Genomic DNA, 20,197 nt, shown 5'->3' with positions numbered 1-20,197 from the left:
GATACCGACAGAGGGAGCAGCACGATGGCCGGCACCGGCACCAGCACCGCACGACGGACCCGATCCCGCACCGGCCGGAGACGGCTGGGCGCAGCAGCGGCGGTCTCCGCGGTCGCGGTGTGCGCAGTCGCGCTCGGCCCCTTCAGTGCCCATGCGAGCGTCACGACCGGCACCGCAGCCGGGGCCCTCACCGGTACCGATACCGGAACTGCGTACGGCACCGCGTACCACACCGTCTCCGGGCCGGCAGCGCGCGCCACCACCCCGTGGAAGCTGCAACTGCCGCTGGGCGCGACCGTCTCGCGGGAGTTCTGGGACGTCGCCGCCACGGGCGCCGAGGATGTGTGGGCGGCGGGCCGTACGACGGACGGCGCCGACGGTCCGGCCCCCGCGATCAAGCACTGGAACGGCAAGAAGTGGACGGACGTGGCCGCCGCCGAGAGCGGGCCCGCTCAGTTGGAGCAGGTGTCCGCCGCGGCGCCCGACGACGCATGGGCGGTCGGCTCCTCGTACGGTGACGCCTCCGCCCCGCTCGTGCTGCAGCACTGGGACGGCAAGAAGTGGAACAGGGTCGACCACGCGGCTTCCCCGAAGGGGTGGATGAGCTTCGCCGGCGACATCGCCGCGTTCGAGAGGAAGGCGGTATGGCTGACCAGCTTCGACTGGGACCAGGCGAGTGACACCTACGAGTACCGCCTGGAGCGCTGGACAGGCGCCGCGTGGCAGAAGGTGTCGCTCCCCGCAGCCCCCGGAGGCGGCCGTGTGCAGCCCTGGGACATCACCGGTACCGGCCCGGACGACGTATGGGTCGGCGCCGAGGCCGTCACCGGCGAGGTGTCCGTACCCCTGCTGTACCACTGGAACGGCCACGACTGGACGGTCCGTGAGGTGCCCACCCCCACCCAGCACCCGACCGGCTGGGTGGGCAACCACATCGTGGCCACCGGCCGCAATTCGGTCTACGTGCTCGGGAAGACCAACGACGCGCAGGGACCCGAGGCCACCATGGCCACCCGCTGGACCGGCAGCGGCTGGCAGTCGCTGGACGCGCTGCCGGTCGACGAGGTGAACGCCGCGGACGTGGACGGTGCCGGGCGGATGTGGATCGCGGGCTGGTCCGGGGGCAACCGGCATGCGGTGCTTTCCCGTTGGACCGGTACGGAGTGGGCGACCGAGACCCTGCCCGCCGAGGTGACCGAGCACAGTGAGATGTCCACGGTGCTCGGCATCGGCGGCGTCCCCGGCACGAAGGGCGTGTTCGCCGCGGGAACGGCCGGCTGCCAGAGCGACCCCGTCGTGTGCGGCGTGGTGGTCTCCCGCGACCTGCGCTGACCCACCGCGGACAGCAATCGGCCCCGCTCCCGATGTGCGGAGGGGCGGGGCCAACGTGCGGAGGGGGCGGGGCCGATGACGAGAGCGGAGCTCATGCCGAGTGCCGGGCAAGGCCCGGAGGCCCTCCGGTGAGCTGAGCCGATGGAAGGCTGGGATGTCAACGCTTGGTGGTGCTGTTGAAGAGGGAGCGCGACCAGACGTAGCCGACCAGGGCGATGCCGGCGCACCAGGCGAGCGAGATCCAGCCGTCGTTGCCGACCGCCGACCCGGTCAGCAGGCCGCGCAGGGTCTCGGTCATCGGCGTGAAGGGCTGGTTCTCGGCGAACCACCGCAGGCCAGGGGCCATCGACCCGGCCGGTACGAAGGCGGAGCCGAGGAACGGCAGGAACTGGATGAGGAGCGGCTTGTTGCTCGCGGACTCCACCGTCTTGGAGATCAGGCCGAGCACCGCCGACAGCCACGCCACGGCGAACGCGATGGCCGCGATCAGGCCGGTCGCCGCCAGCCACTCGACCGGGGTCGCGTCCGGGCGGAAGCCGAGCGCGACGGCCACGGCGACGACCAGGACCAGGCCCACCAGCGTGGTGAGGACGCTGCCGACGACATGGCCCGTCATGAACGACGAACGCGTGATGTTCATGGTGCGGAACCGGTTGATGATGCCCTCGGTCATGTCCTGACAGACCGCGATCGAGGTCGACATGGCCCCGGCGGCCACGCCCATGATGATGACACCGGGCGTCAGATACTCCAGGTACGCCGACCGACCGCCGTTGCCGGGGAGCCCGGCGCCGATCGAGTCCCCGAAGGCGTACACGAAGAGCAGCAGCATCAGGATGGGCATCATGGCCGGGCCCAGCGACACGGCCGGATAGCGGAGCGCGTGCTTGATGTTGCGCCGCAGCATCGTCATCGAGTCGTGCACGGCGTAGGTGAGGGTGCTCATCGCAGGGTCTCCTTGGCGTGAAGAGCGGCGCCGGTGCTGCCGTCGCCGGTCAGGGCGAGGAACACGTCGTCGAGGTCGGGGGTGTGCACGGAGAAGTCCGCGGCGCGCACACCGGCGGTGTCGAGCCGGTCGAAGAGGGTGCGCAGGGCGGCGAGGTCGCCGTCGCCCGCGATGCGCAGGGCGAGTTCCTCGTCGTCACGGGCCGCGCCGGGGAAGGCGGTGGCCGCCCGCTCGTACTCGTCCGTCTCGTTGAACCGCAGGCGTACGTGGCTGCCGGGGATCTGCGCCTTGAGCTCGTCGGCGGTGCCCTCGGCGACGATCCGGCCGTTGTCGAGCACGGCGATCCGGTCCGCCAACTGGTCGGCTTCTTCCAGGTATTGGGTGGTGAGGAAGACGGTGACACCGCCCGCGACCAGCGAGCGTACGGTCTCCCACATGGTGCGGCGGCTGCGCGGGTCGAGCCCGGTCGTCGGCTCGTCCAGGAAGATCACCTGCGGGTCGCCGACCAGCGTCATGGCGATGTCGAGCCGGCGCCGCATACCGCCGGAGAAGGTCGCGGCCCGGTTGCCGGCGACGTCCGCGATGCCGAACCGCTCCAGCAGTTCCTTCGCGCGCTTCCTTCCCTCGCGCTTGCCGAGCCGCAGCAGGTCGGCCATGAGGAGCAGGTTCTCCTCGGCGGTGAGCATGTCGTCGAGCGCGGCGAACTGCCCGGTGACACCGATCGCGGCGCGTACCCCGGCGGGCGAGGTCGTGACGTCGTGCCCGGCGACCCGGGCCTGGCCGCTGTCGACGGCGATGAGCGTGGACAGGATTTGCACGGTCGTGGTCTTGCCGGCGCCGTTCGGGCCGAGCAGCGCGAAGACGGAGCCGGCCGGGATGTGCAGATCGATGCCGTCGAGCACGGTCTTGTCGCCGTACGACTTGCGCAGGCCGGTGGTGGAAACGGCGGCGGGCGACGAGGACCGCGGAGCACCGTTCGTACTTGATGTGGGCATGACAGAAGAAGGCATGGAGTCCTCCCGTTCGAAGGCCGAAGCGACTGTGACTGGGGCTGGGACTGGGACTGTGATGGAGGCTGGTACTGCGATGGAGCCTGAGACCGCGAGAGGGGGCGAGCGCGGGCCGGTACCGGTACCGGTACTCAGGACCGGGCGCGCAGCACGTCGATGTTGCCGTGGCGGGTACGGGCGCGGACCTCGACGGTGTCCTCGGTCTTCTCGGGGGCCTCGGCGGCGGCGAGGGTGTTGCGCACCTGCCCGGAGCCGGAGCTGACGTCGAGCCAGGCGGCGCTGCCCTCGCGGATGCCGACCTCGATCGCGCCGTAGGAGGTCTCCAGTTGCACGGTGCCGCGGGCGACGTCGGCGACGCGCACGGTGCCGTGGGCGGTGATGGCGACTACCGACGACTCGGCCCGCGCGATGTCGATGTCACCGTGCGCGCCCCTCACCCGCAGCTGGCCGGTCGCGGCGCCGACGGTCGTGGTGCCGTGCGAGTTCTTCAGGACGGCGGAGCCGTCGACGGTGCCGACGCGCAGGCTGCCGGAGCTGGTGGTGATCTCGGCCGCGCCCTCGATCCGGTCGACGGTGATCGAGCCGTGCGAGGCGGTCAGCCGGAGCGGCCCGGTCGTGTCGAGACGGACGTCACCGGACGAGGTCTTCACATGGACCTCGCCGAGCCGGCCCTCACCGAGCACCTGAGCCCAAGCGCCGGTCATCTCGACGCGCGAGCCCGTAGGCAGCTCGACGGTCACGTCGACGGCGCCGGTACGACCGAAGAGATAGCGTTGCTTGGGTGTCCTGACGGTCAGTACGCCGCTCGCGTACGTGACCTCGGTCTGGTCCGCCGCCCGTACGTCCTGGTCCCGCTTGGCATCACGGGGCCGCACCTCGACGACGGTGTCGAGGCGGTCGCCGGCGGTGAACCGGATGGACCCCGCTTCGACGTGGGCGGTGGCCGAAATCGGTTCGGGAGTGTCGTAAGAAGGCATGGCTGTACCGTCCTCATGAGTCCTTGGGTCGTCCGCACTGGTGGGACGTGGTGTGGGTGAAGTTGATACGGGTGGAGCGGTGCGGGTGAAGTGATGTGCGTGGAACGGTGTGCGCGCGGGTGTGGCTAGCGCACCCAGCCCGTGATGCTCTGTCCGATGGTGTGGGTCTTCTGCGTCGTACGCGGTCGCGTGCCGCCGTCGACGGCGGCCGACACAGCACGCACCAGCCAGGCGTTGACCGACAGGCCCTCGCGGCTCGCGGCCTCCTCGGCGCGCGCCTTGAGGTGGGCCGGCAGGCGCAGATTGACGCGGGCGGTGCCGCCCTCGTCGCCGTCGGCGGGCACCGGCGCCTTGAGCGATTCGACGGGCTCGGCGACCGCTTCCACGGAGCTGCCACCGGCGGGCGCCGGCGTCACCACGAAGTCGGGGTCGAGCCCGCGCAGCCGTACGTCGACGGAGCCGGGGGCGAGTTCGCGGGTGATCTCGTCCATCGCGGCGGAGAGCACATTGAGCATCGTCAGACGGGTCGCCGACTCCAGGGGAGCGGTGAGCCGCTCGGCCAGCTCGCGGGCTTCTTCCCCGCCCGCCTCGGCGGCCACCGCGAGTTCACGGCGAAGGGTGTCGACATACGGCGTGAGGTCCATGACGTCATGATGGCACCATTATGGCGCCATACGCAAGACCGAGCGATGTCGCGCGCAGGACAATCCCATCGACAACAACTCTGAACTGCGAAAATACAGAGAATTCAGCATGAGTCATGGTGGCGCCATGCGCAGCCCAGCACCGCGAAGAGCCGGCCATGGCACCGCTTGGCGCCACCATGGCGCCAAGCGGTGCGGCATCGGCGGGGTGGACGGTACCTAGTCGTCCGACCGGTCGGCATCGAGTTCGGCGGCACCGGCTTCCCAGCGTTGTCGCCGCGCGGCGAGGGACTGCTCCCACCAAGGCGTACCGCGTTCGCCGAGCGCCACCTTTGCCGTGTGCACCCGGCTTCGAGCCAGCGCCTCGGCTTCCGGGTCCTCGTTCCGGCGCGATGCGGCCACCGCGCGCCGGGCCGCCATGAGGTGACGGCGCAGGTCGGCGGCGACCCCCTCGGGAATCTCCGGGTCGGTCGCCCGCCATCGCCGGCCGCTCACCACGATGTACCGGCCATCGGGCGTCCGCTCCGGCTCAGCGGAAGAACGCATCTGGCTCATACTGCCCCATGCCAGCACAGATGCGCGTGAACCAACCCCGCCGGTCACCGCGGTCAGCTTGACCGCCTTGATCATCTTCTGCGGCAGGTCTGCAGCAGGGGGCTATCGTGGGTGACGCCGGGGAACCGCGTATGCCGGGTCAGCGCCTGCCGGGGAGCGGGCTGCGAGGCGGCGACAGAGCTTGGGGGGCGGAGTGCGGCCGGACAGCGGGCCAGGCGTCGGTTCCAGCCCGAGGGAGGCAGCAGCCTTCCTGCTGGACAAGATACGTCAGGGCAACGGATACGCCCGCGGCAAGAAGAAGCGGTTCAGTCGAAGCGCCTCCGCCACCAAGGTGGCGACGCTCGTACTGTCCGCCGCGTCCACCGTCATTCTGGGCCTGCAGGATCTCAACACGTGGGCCGGCCTCGCGTTGGCATGTGTGGCGCTGGTGACGTTGCTCGGAGCCGTAGAACCGTTCTTCAACTGGCGCTCCCGGTGGGTGCTCATGGAGGAAGCGCAGTACCGGTTCCAGCGCCTTGCCGATGAACTCGAATACCTCATGGTGTCGACGGCCGCCGACGAGCTCACATTCGACCAGCTCAGCGAGATCTTCGAGCGGTATCAGGCGATCTGGAACGACCTGAGCCGCACCTGGCTGGAGCACCGCCGGGAACCCGCACCATCGACCAACGCGTAGAGGTGCGAAGGGTGCGAGGCCCACAGCGCCGGCCCCGGCTCCGGCCCTCAGGCGTCCTCAGGCTCCGGAGGGTCCGGCTCGAACGTGAAGTAGACGCACAGCTCATAGCGGTAGGGCTCGCCTTCGACGTGCTTCCATGAGACGTCGACCAGATGGACGTTGTTCTCCTTCACCCACTCATGAGCCTGCCGGAAAGCCTCTGCGGCGGTGGCGACGGGAAAGAGCTTCCTGGCCATCGGATGCACCTGACTCTCTTCGTCCGAGTCGTCGAAGCCCTCCGGAACGTCCAGGCAGAGGCCGGGGTCGATCTCCATGACTGCACCCTTCCCATGTGTGTGGCGTGCGTGGCGTGCACGGCACTGCGAGTACGACATCCCATAGGACCATCGCGCCCCCGGACGGGTTGCTTCTCCCCGGACGGGTTGCTTCTCAGCAACTGAGACCCGCGTATGGATTTGGGATCATTGTAAGTTAGGGTTGCCTAAGTAGTATCTGTGTGCCTCGCCGCCTCCGCTGTATGAAGGAGTCCCGTTCCATGCCACGCCCCATCCGGGTGGCCGTCGTAGGCGCCGGCCCTGCCGGCATCTACGCCGCCGACGCTCTGCTGAAGTCCGACGCCGCCCTCGACCCGGGCGTGTCCATCGACCTGTTCGAGCGGATGCCCGCGCCCTTCGGCCTGATCCGCTACGGTGTCGCGCCCGACCATCCCCGGATCAAGGGCATCGTCACGGCGCTGCACAAGGTCCTCGACAAGCCGCAGATCCGTCTCTTCGGCAATGTCTCCTACCCGGACGAGCTGACGCTCGAGGACCTGCGCCGCTTCTACGACGCGGTGATCTTCTCCACCGGCGCCAGCGCCGACCGCGACCTGAAGATTCCCGGCATCGAGCTGGACGGTTCGTACGGGGCGGCCGACTTCGTCTCCTGGTACGACGGCCACCCCGATGTGCCGCGTACCTGGCCGCTGCACGCGGAGAAGGTCGCCGTGCTGGGTGTCGGCAACGTCGCGCTCGACGTCGCCCGGGTCCTGGCCAAGACCGCCGACGAGCTGCTGCCCACGGAGATCCCGCAGAACGTCTACGACGGCCTGGCCGCCAACCAGGCGCGCGAGGTCCACGTCTTCGGCCGGCGCGGTCCCGCCCAGGCCAAGTTCAGCCCGATGGAGCTGCGTGAGCTCGATCACTCGCCGAACATCGAGGTCATCGTGGACCCCGAGGACATCGAGTACGACGACGGGTCCATAGCCACCCGGCGCAACAACAAGCAGGCCGACATGGTCGCCGCCACGCTGGAGAAGTGGGCCATCCGCGACCCCGGAGACCGGCCGCACCGCCTCCACCTGCACTTCTTCGAGTCGCCCGTGGAGATCCTCGGCGAGGACGGCCGTGTGGTGGGGCTGCGGACCGAGCGTACGGAGCTGGACGGCACCGGCAACGTCCGCGGCACCGGGCAGTTCCGTGACTGGGACCTGCAGGGCATCTACCGGGCGGTGGGCTACCTCTCCGACGAGCTGCCCAAGCTGCCCTTCGACACCGTCTCCGGCACCGTGCCGCACGAGGCCGGACGGGTCGTCGACGGCGCCGGTGCCCCGATCACCTCGATCTACGTCACCGGCTGGATCAAGCGCGGCCCGGTCGGCCTGATCGGCCACACCAAGGGCGACGCCAACGAGACCGTGGCCTCGTTCCTGTCCGACCACGCCGCGGGCCGGCTGCCCGAGCCCGAGACGCCGGACCCCGAGGCGATCGTCCGGCTCCTGGAGGAGCGCTCCGTGCGCTACACCACCTGGGAGGGCTGGCACCACCTGGACGCCCACGAGCGGTCGCTCGGCGAGCCGACCGGCCGCGAGCGGATCAAGGTCGTGGAGCGCGAGGACATGCTCAAGGCCAGCCGCGCCTGAGAGAGAACGGCCCGTGGCGGGGCCGGTGACATCCGCACCGGCCCCGCCACGGGCTCAGTTGCGAGCCGCCGCGCCTGCGGCAGCCGCGTGTCGGCCCGGCATCAGCGCGCCGTACGCGGTACCACCCCGCCCGCGAAGTTGATTACAAAAACATCACCCTCCCCTCCCCGCGCCCGACTTGACGCAACGATGGCATGCGCACGTAGCGGCGGTACGAGACGGACGCAGGGGCTGGACCGGTGAGGAACAGCGAGGAGGGACCCGAGGGGTAGGAGAGCAGCGCGGCGGGGTAAAGGGTCTCAGGGCCTGCAGAAGGCGCGGCGGGGGAGGTCGACGGGTTGGCCGTACCGAGAGAACATCCGCAGGGGATCAAGGATGTCGTCCGGCTGTTCCAGGAGTGCCGGACACGCCAGGAGAGTGCCCGGGAGTTACCGGTCATCACACTGCTCGGCAGACGCGGCAGCGGCAAGACCACCGGCCTCAAATGGCTCGGCTACCTGGCGTCCAACAGACCCAACGCGTTCTACGACTTCGCCTCGGCCGTGCCCAAGAGGCCGCACGAAGTGGCGGCCCGGCTCGCCCTCGGCCTGTCCTACCGGCTCCCCCGGCAGCCGGCGGTCCACTTCCCGCGACTGGCACTCGGGCTGCTCGTCGCGCGCGCCGAAATCACCCTCGACAGTGCGGACTCACGGCGTGTGCGAGCCGAACTCAAGCGGGCACTGCGCCAGGCGAAGGAGAGCACGGAGGCGTACGAGAGGGTCAACGGGGTCGTCGAGGGGGTCAGCCTCCTCCAGGACCTCAACGTCCTCCAGCTGCCCGGCCTCAACCTGGTGCTGAAACTCGTCCAGTTCGGCCTCCCGAGGCTCCCCGTCACCATGATGTGGCGTACCGGGCTGACCTGGTACGCCGACAGCCCGAACCGGCCGGTCGACGCGCTGATGAAGCTGAACGAGCTGGCCAGGAGCGAGGCACCGGCCGACGTCGAGGAGGTCGACCGGCTGCTGTGCGGAGCCTTCCTGGAGGATCTCCGTGACCACTATGCACGGCATCCGCGCGACAGGGAGTGCGTCGTGCTGCTGGACAACATCGACGCGACGCAAGGCCGTAAGTTCCTCGACCTCCTGGTACGCATCCGGGAGGCCAACGCGTCATCGAGCCGGGGTCACGATCCGCTGCTCGTCGTCGCGACCGCGGCCAACGCCCGCAGCGTGCCCGGTCCCTACGCCCCCGACTTCCCGGCCGAGCTGCGCATCCGCACCCCGGAGGAGGCCTCGTACGGCGACTGGAAGCAGAGCATTCCGCAACCCGCCTCCACCACCAAGTGGCATTGGTATCCGGTGCAGTTGCGCGACCTGACAGAACCGGAGGTCACCACGCTGGCCGAGCAGGCGGCGTCCGCGCTGGTCCATGCGACCCCGCTGATCCACCGTCTGTCCTACGGGCATCCGTGGAGCGCGCGGGTCCTGCTCGACGCCACGTACGCGATCGTCGTCGAGCGCGGTGGCGGGGCCGCCGAGCTGCGCCACATCCTGGAACACTCCCCGCCGGCCCCGGACGCGCCGGAGGACTCGACGGGCGCCGCGGATCCCACGGCTCCGGACGCGTCCATGGCGCTGGACGAAGCCGCGCGCCAGTACCTCCTGCGCGATCTGTCCGAGGGACAGCGGTCCGCGCTCGTGGTCTGCTCCGCCGCGCGCGCATTTGAATCGGCTGTCGACGCCGGCGTTCTGGAGGAGTACGACCAGCTCACCAAGGACACTCTGCGCAGGGACATCGACGGGCGGCTCTGGCTGATTCCCCCGGTCCCCGAGGACGCCAACACACGCGGCGGCCAGGGCAGCGGCTACCTGGAGCACTGCCGGGAGCGGCCGGAGAACAGGCCGGAGGCCGTGCTCCATCCATGGCTGCGGCTGGTGCTCCTCCAGGCCCTGGGCCGGCACGAGCCCGACGGGCCGTCCGGCTGGACCACCACGCACACGGCCCTGCGCGACTGGCATCGGCGCGAGCCGCAGACCCAGCAGCACCGGCTCGACGCCCTGTACCATTCCCTCGCCCTCAACGACCTCAACAAGGTCGTCGCCCACCTCGCCGGACAGTTCATGGCCCTGCCCGGAACCGACCAGTGGCTGTACGAGCTGTACGCCATCACCGCGGCGCCCATGCTCCTCCCGGAACCTCCCCACCCACGCGGCGAACGGGAGCCCACCCCCTCCGACCGGGTGCGCGACCTGGCCAGACGGCTGGCGCCCGCGGCCCTGGACGAGCACTGGTCGCTCACCATGCTCGTGACAGCCCTGTGGCTGGCCGCCGACCCCCGCAACCGGGTCGCCAACTCCACGCCCGAGCTCAACTCCACCATCGCGGCGATGTTCCACAGGCTCACCGCGCTGCCCCACAGCAGTGCCGCCGGCCTCCTCAGAGAAGCCGAGAGGTACGAACCGCGGCCCTGACCGCGTTCCCCGCCGACAGGAGGCGACAGCACGATGGCGACGCCGCACGCACTGGACCGGCCCGACGACGATGTCCCCATTCCCCGGTGGCGGTACGTCGCCGCCGTCATCGCCGCCCTGCTTCTCGTCGGCGGTGGCATCACCTGGCTCGTGCAGCCGGAGTCCACCGACTGCGCCGAGAACGTGAAACGCATCGAGGCGGCCGGCGGCACACGTTGTGTGGGCCTCACCGACGGCAGCTATCCGTTCACCAAGGACCTGCGCCATGTCTACGACCTCATCAAGAAGGAGAACCGGCGGGTCACCGACGAGGCCGCCAAGCGGAACGGCAGGCCGTACGTCAGCGTCGCGTACCTCCTGAGCATGAAAGCGGTCCGGGGGGACAGCAACACCACCGAATCCATCCGCCATGAGGTGGAGGGCGCGTACACCGCACAGTACGAGGTGAATCACGGACGCGGCCACGGCCAGACGCCCCAGATCCGGCTGCTCCTCGGCGACACCGGGACCGAGAAGGCGCAGCGCGACTACACCCTCGACCGGATCAAGGCACGCCGGGGTCCCGACCGGATCGTCGCCGCCGCCGGTCTCGGCACCAGCCTCACCGGCACCAACGCGATGATCTCCAAACTCAACGACCTCGACATCGCGGCCTTCGGATCCGTCATCACCGCCGACGAGCTGGAGAAGAACGACGGACTGGTACGGGTCGCCGCGCCGAACGCCGATGAGGCGGCGGCGGCAGTGCAATTCCTGACGAAGGAACACCGCAAGGACAAGGTGCTCATAGTCCAGGACGCCAACAAGAACGACCTCTACACCAAGACGCTTGCCTCACGGTTCGGCGCCGAACTCCCCGAGGACCGGCTCGCCTTCCCGGAACCCATGCAGTACAACTCCTCCAAGTCCCAGCTCGCCACCTACTTCAACAACCAGATGCCCAACCTGTGCCTGGATCCGCCCGGCGTCGTCTACTTCGCCGGCCGCGGCCGCGACCTGCCGGACTTCCTCGCGCCGCTCGCCAACCGCCGCTGCAAGTCCGACCGGAAAATCACGGTCCTGTCGGGTGACGATGTGTCACAGGCAGCGCAGTCGGAGGGGTTTGACGACGTCAAGCTGGCGCTGCGGAACGGGAACATCAGACTTCTCTTCACCGGCCTCGCCCACCCCGGAGCCTGGGACAAGGCACCGCAGATCTTCGACAAGAACGCCATCGTCCCCTTCCAGGAAGGCGGGAAGTTCACCAGGACGTTCAAGGACGACACGCTCGACGACGGCCAGGCCATCATGGGCTACGACGCGGTACTGACCGCCGTCGCGACGATCAGGAAATCCGTCCACCTGGAGAACTCCGACCAGGCGATCGAGCGCGATGCCGTCGTACAGATGCTGAGGACGATCAACGGCGCCAATGCGGTCCCCGGAGCGAGCGGCTGGATCTCGCTCCAGAACAACGGCAGCCCCCAGCGCAAGGCCATCCCCATCATCGAGATCGACAGTGACGGCACCACGCGGTCCATCAGTGTCTCCGCCAGCAACGGCAAACCGTACGCACCCGAGTGAGGGCCGCCTACCCGTCATCTCCGCCGAAACGGTGAGAGGGGTGCGGAAAGGGGACGGGTGGCACGCGGAGCGCGGGCGGCAGAGGTAAAGCTGCGGTAACACTCTCCTGCTCCCCCTCCCCCAGCAGGCCTTTTACTGGCACCGTCTGGCGCAGGTGTGCGCCAAGTTGCATAAGGCGCATGCCCGTTCCAGTACGACCCGGGTGCGATACGGCCCGGGACCCCCACGCGTACGGCCGCACCCCGCGGCCGGGAACGAGGAGCACCCAGTGCGAGGCACCACCCCCCATATCTCCAAACCTGCGGCGGCCGGCGAAGCCCGGAGCGCGATCCGCGCGCCCTTCGCCGGATGTCACCGCGCCAGACGCGTCGTGGAAGGCACCAGCAGCGAATAGCCACTGGACGTTGCCGCCGAGCGTGCCGAAACGCGTACTCACGTGGCCTTCCCGACCTGCGGGGAAGGCCACTATCGCATGCGCACCTACGGGGATCGATCCGTAAAGTTCGGATCTTTCCCCGGATCTCGGCGTATCGCGTCCCAGTGCACACCGGGCTTCGGCCCGGCACCCCCACGACACAGGGCCCCGTGCGCGCGGCCGCAGATCAGGAGAACCGAGTGCGAGGCGCTCCCCACATCACACATATGCCGGAAGTCGAGGGCTTCCCCCATCCATCACACGCGGAGGAGGGCGGGGAGGGCATACCTGCGCGGCGTGCCCCTCTCATGACACACCTCTCGCGCCGCGAGGGACAGTCGCATCACCCGGTGTTCATCGACAATTCAGGCTGGCGCAGAAGGCTCTCGCGCCTCCTGGCTGTTGCCGTCGGCTGCGCGTGCGTCGGATACCTGGCGCTCGTCGGCATGCTCATCGGCGGGCTGTGGCAGCCCGTCGGGTCGCAGCCGCCCAGTACGAAGGGCCCGCTGCCGTCCGGTACCACCGGTCCACGGCCGGCCGGCCCCGCCCGTCCGGCCGCCGGGAAACCCGGTACGGACCCCGGCAGAGCACAACGCATCGACACCCCCCGCGTGCCGGACTCCGCCGAGCGTTCCGGCCCCCGGCACGGCCGTACCCCACCGCCCTCCAGAGCCGGAGGCGGAGCCTCGCACGGGGGCGCTGAGAGGTGAGCCGGCACGCGATGCGCCGGCCCCCGCGCGGGCACTGGGCGCTGTTGCTGCTCGTCCTCACCGTGGTCATCACGGCCGTCGCCTTCGAGGGGTGGACCACGCACGAAGTCGACGCGGCGCGCTCGAAGCGCCCGTGCAGTACGCCCATCCCGCGCGAGGCGGACAACGGGAGCCCGGTGCTCCGGCTCGGCGGCGGCCGGATCGAGACGGCGCGCATGCCGGCCGGCACCGCGGCGCTCACTTTCGACGGGGGACCCGACCCGGAGTGGACGCCGCGTATGCTCGGCCTGCTGCGCAAGTACCACGTGAAGGCCACGTTCTTCGTCTACGGCTCGCGCGTGGCCCGCTACCCGGGGCTGATGAAGCGGATCGTCGACGAGGGGCACGAGATCGGCTTGTACACCTACACCGGCGGCGATCTCGGCGCCGCGTCACCCCTGCGCGCCCGCATGGAGCTGTCCCTCACGCAGACCGCGCTGGCGGGCACGGCGGGCGTCAACACCCGGCTGCTTCGGCTGCCGCACACCACGAGGGCCGACACCCTCTGCGGCGCCGAGTGGGCCGCTGCCCAACGGGCGGCCGAGCAGGGCTACTTGCTGGTGGCCGCCGACTACAAGTCACGGAAGCCGTGGCGGGGAGTGGTGCGGCAGTACAGCCTGACGGAGCTCGGCTACCGCGAGGCGGAGGCACTGCTGCGGGACCGGAGCGTACAACGGTTCACCACCGTCACCGGCGGGCTCGGCCGTCCGTTCCACCACACGCAGGCCTCTGTCACCCAGCGGCTGGCGGGCCAGGGGCTGATCCGGGCGCAGGACCTCGGGCACACGTTCACCACCGTGATGGCCTGGGCCCTCGGTGTCGCGGGCGCCCTCAGCGTGCTGCGGCTGCTCATGCTCGTCCTCTTCGCCCGCGCCCACGTACGGCGGCTGGACCGGTTCCGGCCCGGCACACCGCTGCTGAGGGCCGTGACCGAACCGGTGACGGTGCTGGTGCCCGCGTACAACGAGGAGGCGGGCATCGCCGCCACCGTCCACTCGCTGCTGGCCTCCAGCCATCCGCGGCTGCAGATCGTCGTCATCGACGACGGTTCGACGGACAGCACGGCGGCGATCGCCGAGAGCATCGACGACCCCCGTGTGATGGTGGTACGGCAGCCCAACGGCGGCAAGCCCCGGGCCCTCAACACCGGGCTGGCGTACACCCGGCACGACATCGTCGTGATGGTCGACGCCGACACCGTATTCGAACCGGAGGCACTGACGCGGCTCGTCCAGCCGCTCGCGCACCCGGCCGTCGGCGCGGTCAGCGGCAACACCAAGGTCGGCAACCGCCGCCGGCTGCTGGGCAGATGGCAGCACCTGGAGTACGTCATCGGCTTCAACCTCGACCGGCGCATGTTCGAGGTCCTGGAGTGCATGCCGACCGTGCCCGGAGCCATCGGCGCCTTCCGCAGGGACGCGCTGATGGGCATCGGCGGTGTCAGTGATGACACCCTGGCCGAGGACACCGACCTCACGATGTCACTGTGGCGGGCCGGCTGGCGCGTCGCCTACGAGCAGTCGGCCGTCGCCTGGACGGAGGTGCCCGGCTCGCTCGGGCAGCTGTGGCGGCAGCGCTACCGGTGGTGCTACGGCACGCTCCAGTCCATGTGGAAGCACCGCCGCTCGGTCTTCGAGATGGGGCCGGCCGGGCGCTTCGGCCGTAGGGCGCTCTCCTACCTCTGCCTCTTCCAGATCCTGTTGCCACTGTTCGCACCGGTGGTGGACGTGTTCGCGCTGTACGGCGTGCTCTTCCGGGACCCGACGCAGGCGGTCCTCGTCTGGCTCGGCTGCCTCGTCATACAGATGATCACCGCCGGGTACGCGCTGCGGCTGGACCGGGAGAAGCTGAGCGCGATGTGGACGCTGCCGCTTCAGCTCTTCGTCTACCGGCAGCTGCTGTACCTCGTGGTCATCCAGTCGGTGATCACCGCGCTGCTCGGCACCCGGCTGAAGTGGCACAGCATGCACCGCGCCGGCACCGCCGACCCCTTCCTGCGGGCGGAGCCCCCGGACCGGAGTCTGACCGAGGCAGTCGGAACGAGCGAGGGAGTCGGACGATGAGCGAACCGCACGCCCCGTGGGCCGAGGAGCCCCCGTACCGGGACGACCCGCACGACCATCACCACGCCGTGCCGGTCGCCCCCGGGGATTACGCCGGCCGCCCCTCCTCCCACTACGGGCCGAGGCGCGCCCACGCCCGCAAGCCCAAGAAGCGGCGCCGGCTGGGTCGTGCCGTGCTGGGCCTCGTCGCCGCCGTCCTCGCGGGCGCCGTCGGCACGTACGGGTGGGCCGACACCAAGCTCAACCGCGACGTCGACCTCGACTCGTACGGGGACCGCCCGCCGCGCGGCAAGGGCACCAACTACCTGATCGTCGGCTCCGACAGCCGCGACGGGCTCTCTCGGGGCGACCTGAAGGATCTGCACGCGGGCGGAGGCGGCGGCCGTCGCACGGACTCGATGATCGTGCTGCACACCGGCGCCCACGGCACCAGCATGGTCAGCCTCCCCCGCGACTCCTGGGTCACCGTGCCCGGCCACACCAACCCGGCCACGGGCAAGACCTCGGGGCCCACCGGGAACAAGCTGAACGCCGCGTTCTCCTACGGCGGCCCCCAACTCCTCACCCGCACCATCGAGTACAACACCGGGCTGCGGATCGACCACTACGCGGAGATCGGCTTCGCCGGCTTCGTGAACATCGTCGATGCCGTCGGCGGTGTCCGGATGTGCCTGGAGCGCGGCATCAAGGACAAGAAGTCCGGCGCCGACCTCAAGAAGGGCTGTCAGACCCTCAATGGCAAGCAGGCACTCGCGTTCGTCCGCCAGCGGCACCAGGAAGCCGAGGGCGACCTGGGACGCACGAAGAACCAGCAGAAATTCCTCTCCTCCCTCGCCCACCAGGCCGCCGATCCCGGCACCGTCCTCGACCCGTCCGAGATCTGTCCGACCGTCGATGCGGGCCTGGACACCCTCGTCGTCGACAAGGACACGAGCCTGCGGGACCTCACGACGCTGTTCCGTGCGGTACAGAGCGTCTCCGGCGGCAAGGGCAAGCAGATCAACGTCCCCGTCTCCGGCATCGGCGTCCCCACGTCCAAGGGCAGCGTCATCACTTGGGACGAGAAACAGTCCCGCAGACTCTTCGACGAACTCCGACACGACCGACCGGTGACGACGCCGAGGGAGCGCCCGAGGAGATAGCGGAGTGCGCCGGGATCACGGAGTGCGGTACCCGCGGAAGGTGACGTGAGTGCGGGTCTCGAAGCCGAGCCGTTCGTAGAGGGCGATCGCGCCGGTGTTCGTCTCGACCGCGTGCAGGAAGGGTCGCTCGTCGCGCGCCACGATGCGCGCGACGAGCGCACTGATCAGCCGGGCGGCGTGGCCCCGCCCGCGGGCCTCCGGAGCGGTGCACACCGCGCTGATCTCGGTGTGTCCCGGCGGGTGCAGTCGCTCACCCGCCATCGCCACCAGCGTGCCGTTGTCGCGGATGCCGAGGTAGGTGCCGAGTTCGTTGGTGCGCGGCCAGAAGGGTCCCGGCTGGGTCCGTTCGACGAGGTCGAGCATCTCGGGCATGCTGCCTTCGTCCAGTTCCACCACGCCGGAATCGGCTTCGGCGGCACGGCTGCTCGGACTGGTGCTGCCGGACCAGATCAGCTGGCGGCCTTCGAGCGAGAAGACCGGCTCCCAGTCCTCCGGCGGGGTGGCCGGGCAGCTGAACACGTCGGCGAATTGCCCCGGGCCCAGCAACCGGGCGAGGTCGGCCCATGCCGTGGCGTCCGCGTCGGCGGGGACCGCGGAGAAGGTCGCGACGCCCGGCAGGTAGGTGGCGGCCCGGCCGAGCCGGCGGGCCAGGTGGGCGTGGTGGCCGCGGAGCGATGCGCCCACCGGGTCATCGAGCGCGACGGCGTCGCTGTCCACCCTCATGCGGAACCTCTCGTGTCGTACGGGAAAGCCGGTCGCCCAGCATGCCACTGAAGGTCACCACGTCTTGGGCGCACCCGCCCTTACTCGGCCGCACGGCGGTACGCGGCTGCGTATGGACCGCCACGCCCGAGCCTTGAGGAATGAACGGCGACTTACCGGCAAACTGCTACAAAATGGGACGGCTCGCTCGGCGTCCGGATGAGCGAGCAGCCACCGCCCGACCGAGAGGGACGACGTGTCGCAGGCCGCCACCACTGATCCTGCGGCGAAATCCCCGCCGCCGGTCACACTGCCGCTCTTCACACTCGCCACCATGGTGGTCGGCTCCATGGTGGGCGCGGGGGTGTTCTCCCTGCCGCGGCGCTTCGCGGAGGAGACCGGGGTCGCGGGTGCCCTCATCGCCTGGGCCGTCGCGGGTACGGGCATGCTCATGCTCGCCTTCGTGTTCCAGTCCCTGGCGGTGCGCAGGCCCGACCTGGACGCCGGGGTCTACGCGTACGCGAAGGCCGGATTCGGCGAGTACCTGGGGTTCTTCTCCGCGTTCGGTTACTGGGCCAGCGCATGCGTGGGCAATGTGACGTACTGGGTGCTGATCATGTCGACGATCGGCACCATCTGGTCCGCCCTCGGCGACGGCGACACCGCGCCGGCCGTGCTGCTCTCCTCGGCCGGCCTGTGGGCGTTCTTCCTGATGATCCGGCGCGGGGTGAAGGAGGCCGCCGCGATCAACAGGATCGTCACCGTGGCGAAGATCGTCCCCATCCTGGTCTTCATCGTCCTGGCGCTGGTCTACTTCAGGGCCGATGTGTTCGCCGACAACTTCGGCGGAGCGGACTACGCCGGATCCCTGTTCAGTCAGGTCCGGGGCACCATGCTCGCCACTGTCTTCGTCTTTCTCGGTGTGGAAGGGGCCAGCGTCTACTCGCGGCACGCCAGACGCCGGTCCGATGTCGGCAAGGCGACCGTCCTGGGCTTCCTGAGCGTCTTCGCCATCTTCGCCTCGGTGACCATCGTGTCGTACGGGATCCTGCCGATGAGCGAGATCGCCGAACTGCGTCAGCCGTCCATGGCGGGCGCCCTGGAGGCGGCGGTGGGCACCTGGGGCAAGGTGTTCATCAGCGTCGGACTGATCGTGTCGGTGCTCGGCGCGTACCTGGCCTGGACGTTGATGGCGGCCGAGGTGCTGTTCGTCGCGGCGAAGGACGACGACATGCCCCGCTTCCTGCGCCGGTCCAACCATGCGGATGTGCCGCTCCCCGCGCTGCTGATGACGACCGTGCTCACGCAGGTCGTACTGGTCCTCACCGCGTTCTCGAACGACGCGTTCGACTTTGCGCTCGACCTCACCAGCGCCCTGTCGCTGATCCCCTACCTGCTGGCGGCCGGCTTCGCCGTCAAGATCGGCGCGAGCACCCAGCACCACACCGTCGGCGGCCGCACCTCGCGCGGCGAGCTGACCATCGCCGTCATCGCGACGCTCTACACAGCGTTCCTGGTGTACGCGGCGGGCCTGCGGTTCCTCCTGCTCTCCTTCATCTTCTACGCGCCGGCCACCATCCTGTTCGTGATGGCCCGCCGCGAGCAGGGCAGACGCCTCTTCTCCCCGCGTGAACTCGTCATTCTGGCCGTCTCCGTCGCCGGTGCCGTGCTCGGCGTGATCGCGCTGGTCACCGGCTGGATCAGCCTCTGACGGTCCGTGGTCCGAAACGTCCTGCGACACCCCTGTCCCCCATCCCCAGGAAGGCCACCGTGACTCTGCCGAGCACCCCGACCAGTTCCTCGTACGGCGTCCACTCCGAGGTGGGCAGGCTGCGCAAGGTCCTCGTCTGCGCACCCGGGCTCGCGCACCGCAGGCTCACCCCGACCAACTCCGACGACCTGCTCTTCGACGATGTGATGTGGGTGGAGAACGCCCAGCGCGACCACGCCGACTTCGTCAGCAAACTGCGCGAGCGCGGAGTCGACGTGGTCGAGCTGCACGAGCTGCTCGCCGAGACCATGGCGATTCCCGAGGCGAAGTCCTGGCTGCTGGACCGCAAGATCATCGCCAACCAGGTCGGGCTCGGCCTCATCGACGGCACCCTGGCCTTCCTGGATTCGCTGGAGCCGCGGCAGCTTGCCGAGTACCTGATCGGCGGCCTGGCCACCGCCGATCTGCCGGACGAATTCCGCTCGCCCTACATCGCGCTCGCCCGTGAGTCGACCGGCGTCCGCGAGTACCTGATGCCGCCGCTGCCCAACACGCTCTACACCCGGGACACCACCTGCTGGCTCTACGGCGGCCTCACCCTCAACCCGCTGTACTGGCCGGCCCGTCACGACGAGACACTCCTGATGAAGGCGGTCTACCGGTTCCACCCCGACTTCACGGGCTCGGCCGTCTGGTGGGGCGACCCCGAACTCGACTGGGGCCAGGCCACGTTCGAGGGCGGCGACATCATGCCGGTGGGCCGCGGTGTCGTCCTCATGGGTATGAGCGAACGCACCTCGCGGCAGGCCATCACGCAGGTCGCCGCCGCGCTGTTCGATCAGGGCGCCGCCGAGCACGTCATCGTCGCCGGCATGCCCAAGCTGCGGTCCGCCATGCACCTGGACACGGTCTTCACGTTCGCGGACCGGGACATCGTCACCCTGTATCCCCAGATCATGGACTCGGTGCACACCTTCTCCCTGCGCCCCGGCGACAAGGCATCCGGTCTGCACCTCACCGACGAAGGCTCGACCCCGTTCGTCGACGTGGTCGCCAGGGCTCTCGGCCTGCCCCGCCTGCGGGTGATCGAGACGGGCGGTGACGTGTACGCCTCCGAACGCCAGCAGTGGGACAGCGGCAACAACGCCGTCGCCCTCGAACCCGGCGTCGTCTTCACCTACGACCGCAACACCCAGACCAACACCCTGCTCCGCAAGGCCGGCGTCGAGGTCATCACCATCGTCGGCGCCGAGCTGGGCCGCGGCCGGGGCGGCGGTCACTGCATGACCTGCCCGATCGTCCGCGACCCGGTCGACTTCTAAGACCCCGGTCGGCCTATGGAGCACCGGCCGGCCTCTGGAG

The 20,197-nt window shown here is 69.7% G+C and carries 16 protein-coding genes; 9 read left to right on the top strand and 7 right to left on the bottom strand.

Annotation, left to right across the window (positions count from 1 at the left end; all coding sequences use genetic code 11):
* The first annotated feature begins 24 nt into the window (after positions 1-24).
* Positions 25-1,332, top strand: coding sequence for a hypothetical protein (locus ACZ6WH_RS02725; RefSeq protein WP_469725458.1), 1,308 nt, complete (start codon positions 25-27; stop codon positions 1,330-1,332).
* Positions 1,333-1,489: 157 nt separating this feature from the next.
* Here ACZ6WH_RS02725 and ACZ6WH_RS02720 read toward each other — a convergent pair whose 3' ends face one another.
* The 5 genes from ACZ6WH_RS02720 to ACZ6WH_RS02700 form a co-directional block, all read right to left on the bottom strand.
* Complete coding sequence (locus ACZ6WH_RS02720; RefSeq protein ID WP_469725456.1) at positions 1,490-2,278, bottom strand: ABC transporter permease; 789 nt, start codon at positions 2,276-2,278, stop codon at positions 1,490-1,492.
* Positions 2,275-3,273 (bottom strand): ATP-binding cassette domain-containing protein, encoded by a 999-nt coding sequence (locus ACZ6WH_RS02715; RefSeq protein ID WP_469726233.1) that lies wholly within the window; start codon positions 3,271-3,273, stop codon positions 2,275-2,277. Before ACZ6WH_RS02715 ends, ACZ6WH_RS02720 begins: the two co-directional genes overlap by 4 nt.
* A gap of 146 nt (positions 3,274-3,419) precedes the next feature.
* Positions 3,420-4,265: a DUF4097 family beta strand repeat-containing protein gene (locus ACZ6WH_RS02710; RefSeq protein WP_469725455.1), complete on the bottom strand. Its 846-nt coding sequence runs from the start codon at positions 4,263-4,265 to the stop codon at positions 3,420-3,422.
* Between the two features lie 125 nt (positions 4,266-4,390).
* Positions 4,391-4,909, bottom strand: a complete 519-nt coding sequence (locus ACZ6WH_RS02705; RefSeq protein WP_469725453.1) for a hypothetical protein — start codon at positions 4,907-4,909, stop codon at positions 4,391-4,393.
* Positions 4,910-5,128: 219 nt separating this feature from the next.
* A complete protein-coding gene (locus tag ACZ6WH_RS02700; protein ID WP_469726231.1) occupies positions 5,129-5,455 on the bottom strand; it encodes a hypothetical protein in 327 nt (108 codons plus the stop codon).
* Between the two features lie 202 nt (positions 5,456-5,657).
* Between ACZ6WH_RS02700 and ACZ6WH_RS02695 the strand changes: the two genes are divergently transcribed.
* The gene (locus ACZ6WH_RS02695) at positions 5,658-6,140 is read left to right on the top strand and encodes a DUF4231 domain-containing protein (RefSeq protein ID WP_469725452.1); all 483 of its coding nucleotides are present in this window, start codon (positions 5,658-5,660) and stop codon (positions 6,138-6,140) included.
* Positions 6,141-6,187: 47 nt separating this feature from the next.
* Here ACZ6WH_RS02695 and ACZ6WH_RS02690 read toward each other — a convergent pair whose 3' ends face one another.
* Positions 6,188-6,454 carry a hypothetical protein gene (locus tag ACZ6WH_RS02690; protein ID WP_469725450.1) on the bottom strand — a complete coding sequence of 89 codons (267 nt, stop codon included), beginning with the start codon at positions 6,452-6,454 and terminating at the stop codon, positions 6,188-6,190.
* A gap of 221 nt (positions 6,455-6,675) precedes the next feature.
* Here ACZ6WH_RS02690 and ACZ6WH_RS02685 point away from each other — a divergent pair, with 221 nt between their 5' ends.
* The 5 genes from ACZ6WH_RS02685 (at position 6,676) to ACZ6WH_RS02665 (ending at position 16,422) form a co-directional block, all read left to right on the top strand.
* Entirely contained in the window at positions 6,676-8,040 is a 1,365-nt protein-coding gene (locus tag ACZ6WH_RS02685; protein WP_469725449.1) for an FAD-dependent oxidoreductase, read from the top strand.
* A 338-nt stretch (positions 8,041-8,378) separates the two neighbouring features.
* Entirely contained in the window at positions 8,379-10,490 is a 2,112-nt protein-coding gene (locus ACZ6WH_RS02680) for a hypothetical protein (RefSeq protein ID WP_469725448.1), read from the top strand.
* A gap of 33 nt (positions 10,491-10,523) precedes the next feature.
* Positions 10,524-12,053, top strand: a complete 1,530-nt coding sequence (locus ACZ6WH_RS02675; RefSeq protein WP_469725447.1) for an ABC transporter substrate-binding protein — start codon at positions 10,524-10,526, stop codon at positions 12,051-12,053.
* A gap of 1,136 nt (positions 12,054-13,189) precedes the next feature.
* Complete coding sequence (locus ACZ6WH_RS02670) at positions 13,190-15,280, top strand: bifunctional polysaccharide deacetylase/glycosyltransferase family 2 protein (protein WP_469725446.1); 2,091 nt, start codon at positions 13,190-13,192, stop codon at positions 15,278-15,280.
* Positions 15,277-16,422 (top strand): LCP family protein, encoded by a 1,146-nt coding sequence (locus ACZ6WH_RS02665; RefSeq protein ID WP_469725444.1) that lies wholly within the window; start codon positions 15,277-15,279, stop codon positions 16,420-16,422. The genes ACZ6WH_RS02670 and ACZ6WH_RS02665 overlap by 4 nt, the downstream gene beginning before the upstream one ends.
* Before the next feature lie 15 nt (positions 16,423-16,437).
* Here ACZ6WH_RS02665 and ACZ6WH_RS02660 read toward each other — a convergent pair whose 3' ends face one another.
* The gene (locus tag ACZ6WH_RS02660) at positions 16,438-17,145 is read right to left on the bottom strand and encodes a GNAT family N-acetyltransferase (RefSeq protein ID WP_469725442.1); all 708 of its coding nucleotides are present in this window, start codon (positions 17,143-17,145) and stop codon (positions 16,438-16,440) included.
* A gap of 235 nt (positions 17,146-17,380) precedes the next feature.
* Between ACZ6WH_RS02660 and ACZ6WH_RS02655 the strand changes: the two genes are divergently transcribed.
* Both ACZ6WH_RS02655 and ACZ6WH_RS02650 read left to right on the top strand, forming a co-directional pair.
* Positions 17,381-18,835, top strand: a complete 1,455-nt coding sequence (locus ACZ6WH_RS02655) for a basic amino acid/polyamine antiporter (RefSeq protein ID WP_469725441.1) — start codon at positions 17,381-17,383, stop codon at positions 18,833-18,835.
* 65 nt (positions 18,836-18,900) lie between these two features.
* Positions 18,901-20,157 carry an arginine deiminase gene (locus ACZ6WH_RS02650; protein WP_469726229.1) on the top strand — a complete coding sequence of 419 codons (1,257 nt, stop codon included), beginning with the start codon at positions 18,901-18,903 and terminating at the stop codon, positions 20,155-20,157.
* Positions 20,158-20,197: the final 40 nt, after the last annotated feature.

The organism is Streptomyces sp. NPDC050806 (genome assembly GCF_055586425.1).
Note: the sequence above shows the minus strand (reverse complement) of the source record. Positions and strands in the feature narration are given on the sequence as shown.

What these genes read in the sequence shown, in the direction of transcription:
- ACZ6WH_RS02715 (WP_469726233.1), bottom strand. Translation starts at nt 3,273, where the DNA reads ATGCCCACATCAAGTACGAACGGTGCTCCGCGGTCCTCGTCGCCCGCC.
- ACZ6WH_RS02705 (WP_469725453.1), bottom strand. Translation starts at nt 4,909, where the DNA reads ATGGACCTCACGCCGTATGTCGACACCCTTCGCCGTGAACTCGCGGTG.
- ACZ6WH_RS02685 (WP_469725449.1), top strand. Translation starts at nt 6,676, where the DNA reads ATGCCACGCCCCATCCGGGTGGCCGTCGTAGGCGCCGGCCCTGCCGGC.
- ACZ6WH_RS02720 (WP_469725456.1), bottom strand. Translation starts at nt 2,278, where the DNA reads ATGAGCACCCTCACCTACGCCGTGCACGACTCGATGACGATGCTGCGG.
- ACZ6WH_RS02710 (WP_469725455.1), bottom strand. Translation starts at nt 4,265, where the DNA reads ATGCCTTCTTACGACACTCCCGAACCGATTTCGGCCACCGCCCACGTC.
- ACZ6WH_RS02665 (WP_469725444.1), top strand. Translation starts at nt 15,277, where the DNA reads ATGAGCGAACCGCACGCCCCGTGGGCCGAGGAGCCCCCGTACCGGGAC.
- ACZ6WH_RS02675 (WP_469725447.1), top strand. Translation starts at nt 10,524, where the DNA reads ATGGCGACGCCGCACGCACTGGACCGGCCCGACGACGATGTCCCCATT.
- ACZ6WH_RS02700 (WP_469726231.1), bottom strand. Translation starts at nt 5,455, where the DNA reads ATGCGTTCTTCCGCTGAGCCGGAGCGGACGCCCGATGGCCGGTACATC.
- ACZ6WH_RS02660 (WP_469725442.1), bottom strand. Translation starts at nt 17,145, where the DNA reads ATGAGGGTGGACAGCGACGCCGTCGCGCTCGATGACCCGGTGGGCGCA.
- ACZ6WH_RS02725 (WP_469725458.1), top strand. Translation starts at nt 25, where the DNA reads ATGGCCGGCACCGGCACCAGCACCGCACGACGGACCCGATCCCGCACC.
- ACZ6WH_RS02690 (WP_469725450.1), bottom strand. Translation starts at nt 6,454, where the DNA reads ATGGAGATCGACCCCGGCCTCTGCCTGGACGTTCCGGAGGGCTTCGAC.
- ACZ6WH_RS02670 (WP_469725446.1), top strand. Translation starts at nt 13,190, where the DNA reads ATGCGCCGGCCCCCGCGCGGGCACTGGGCGCTGTTGCTGCTCGTCCTC.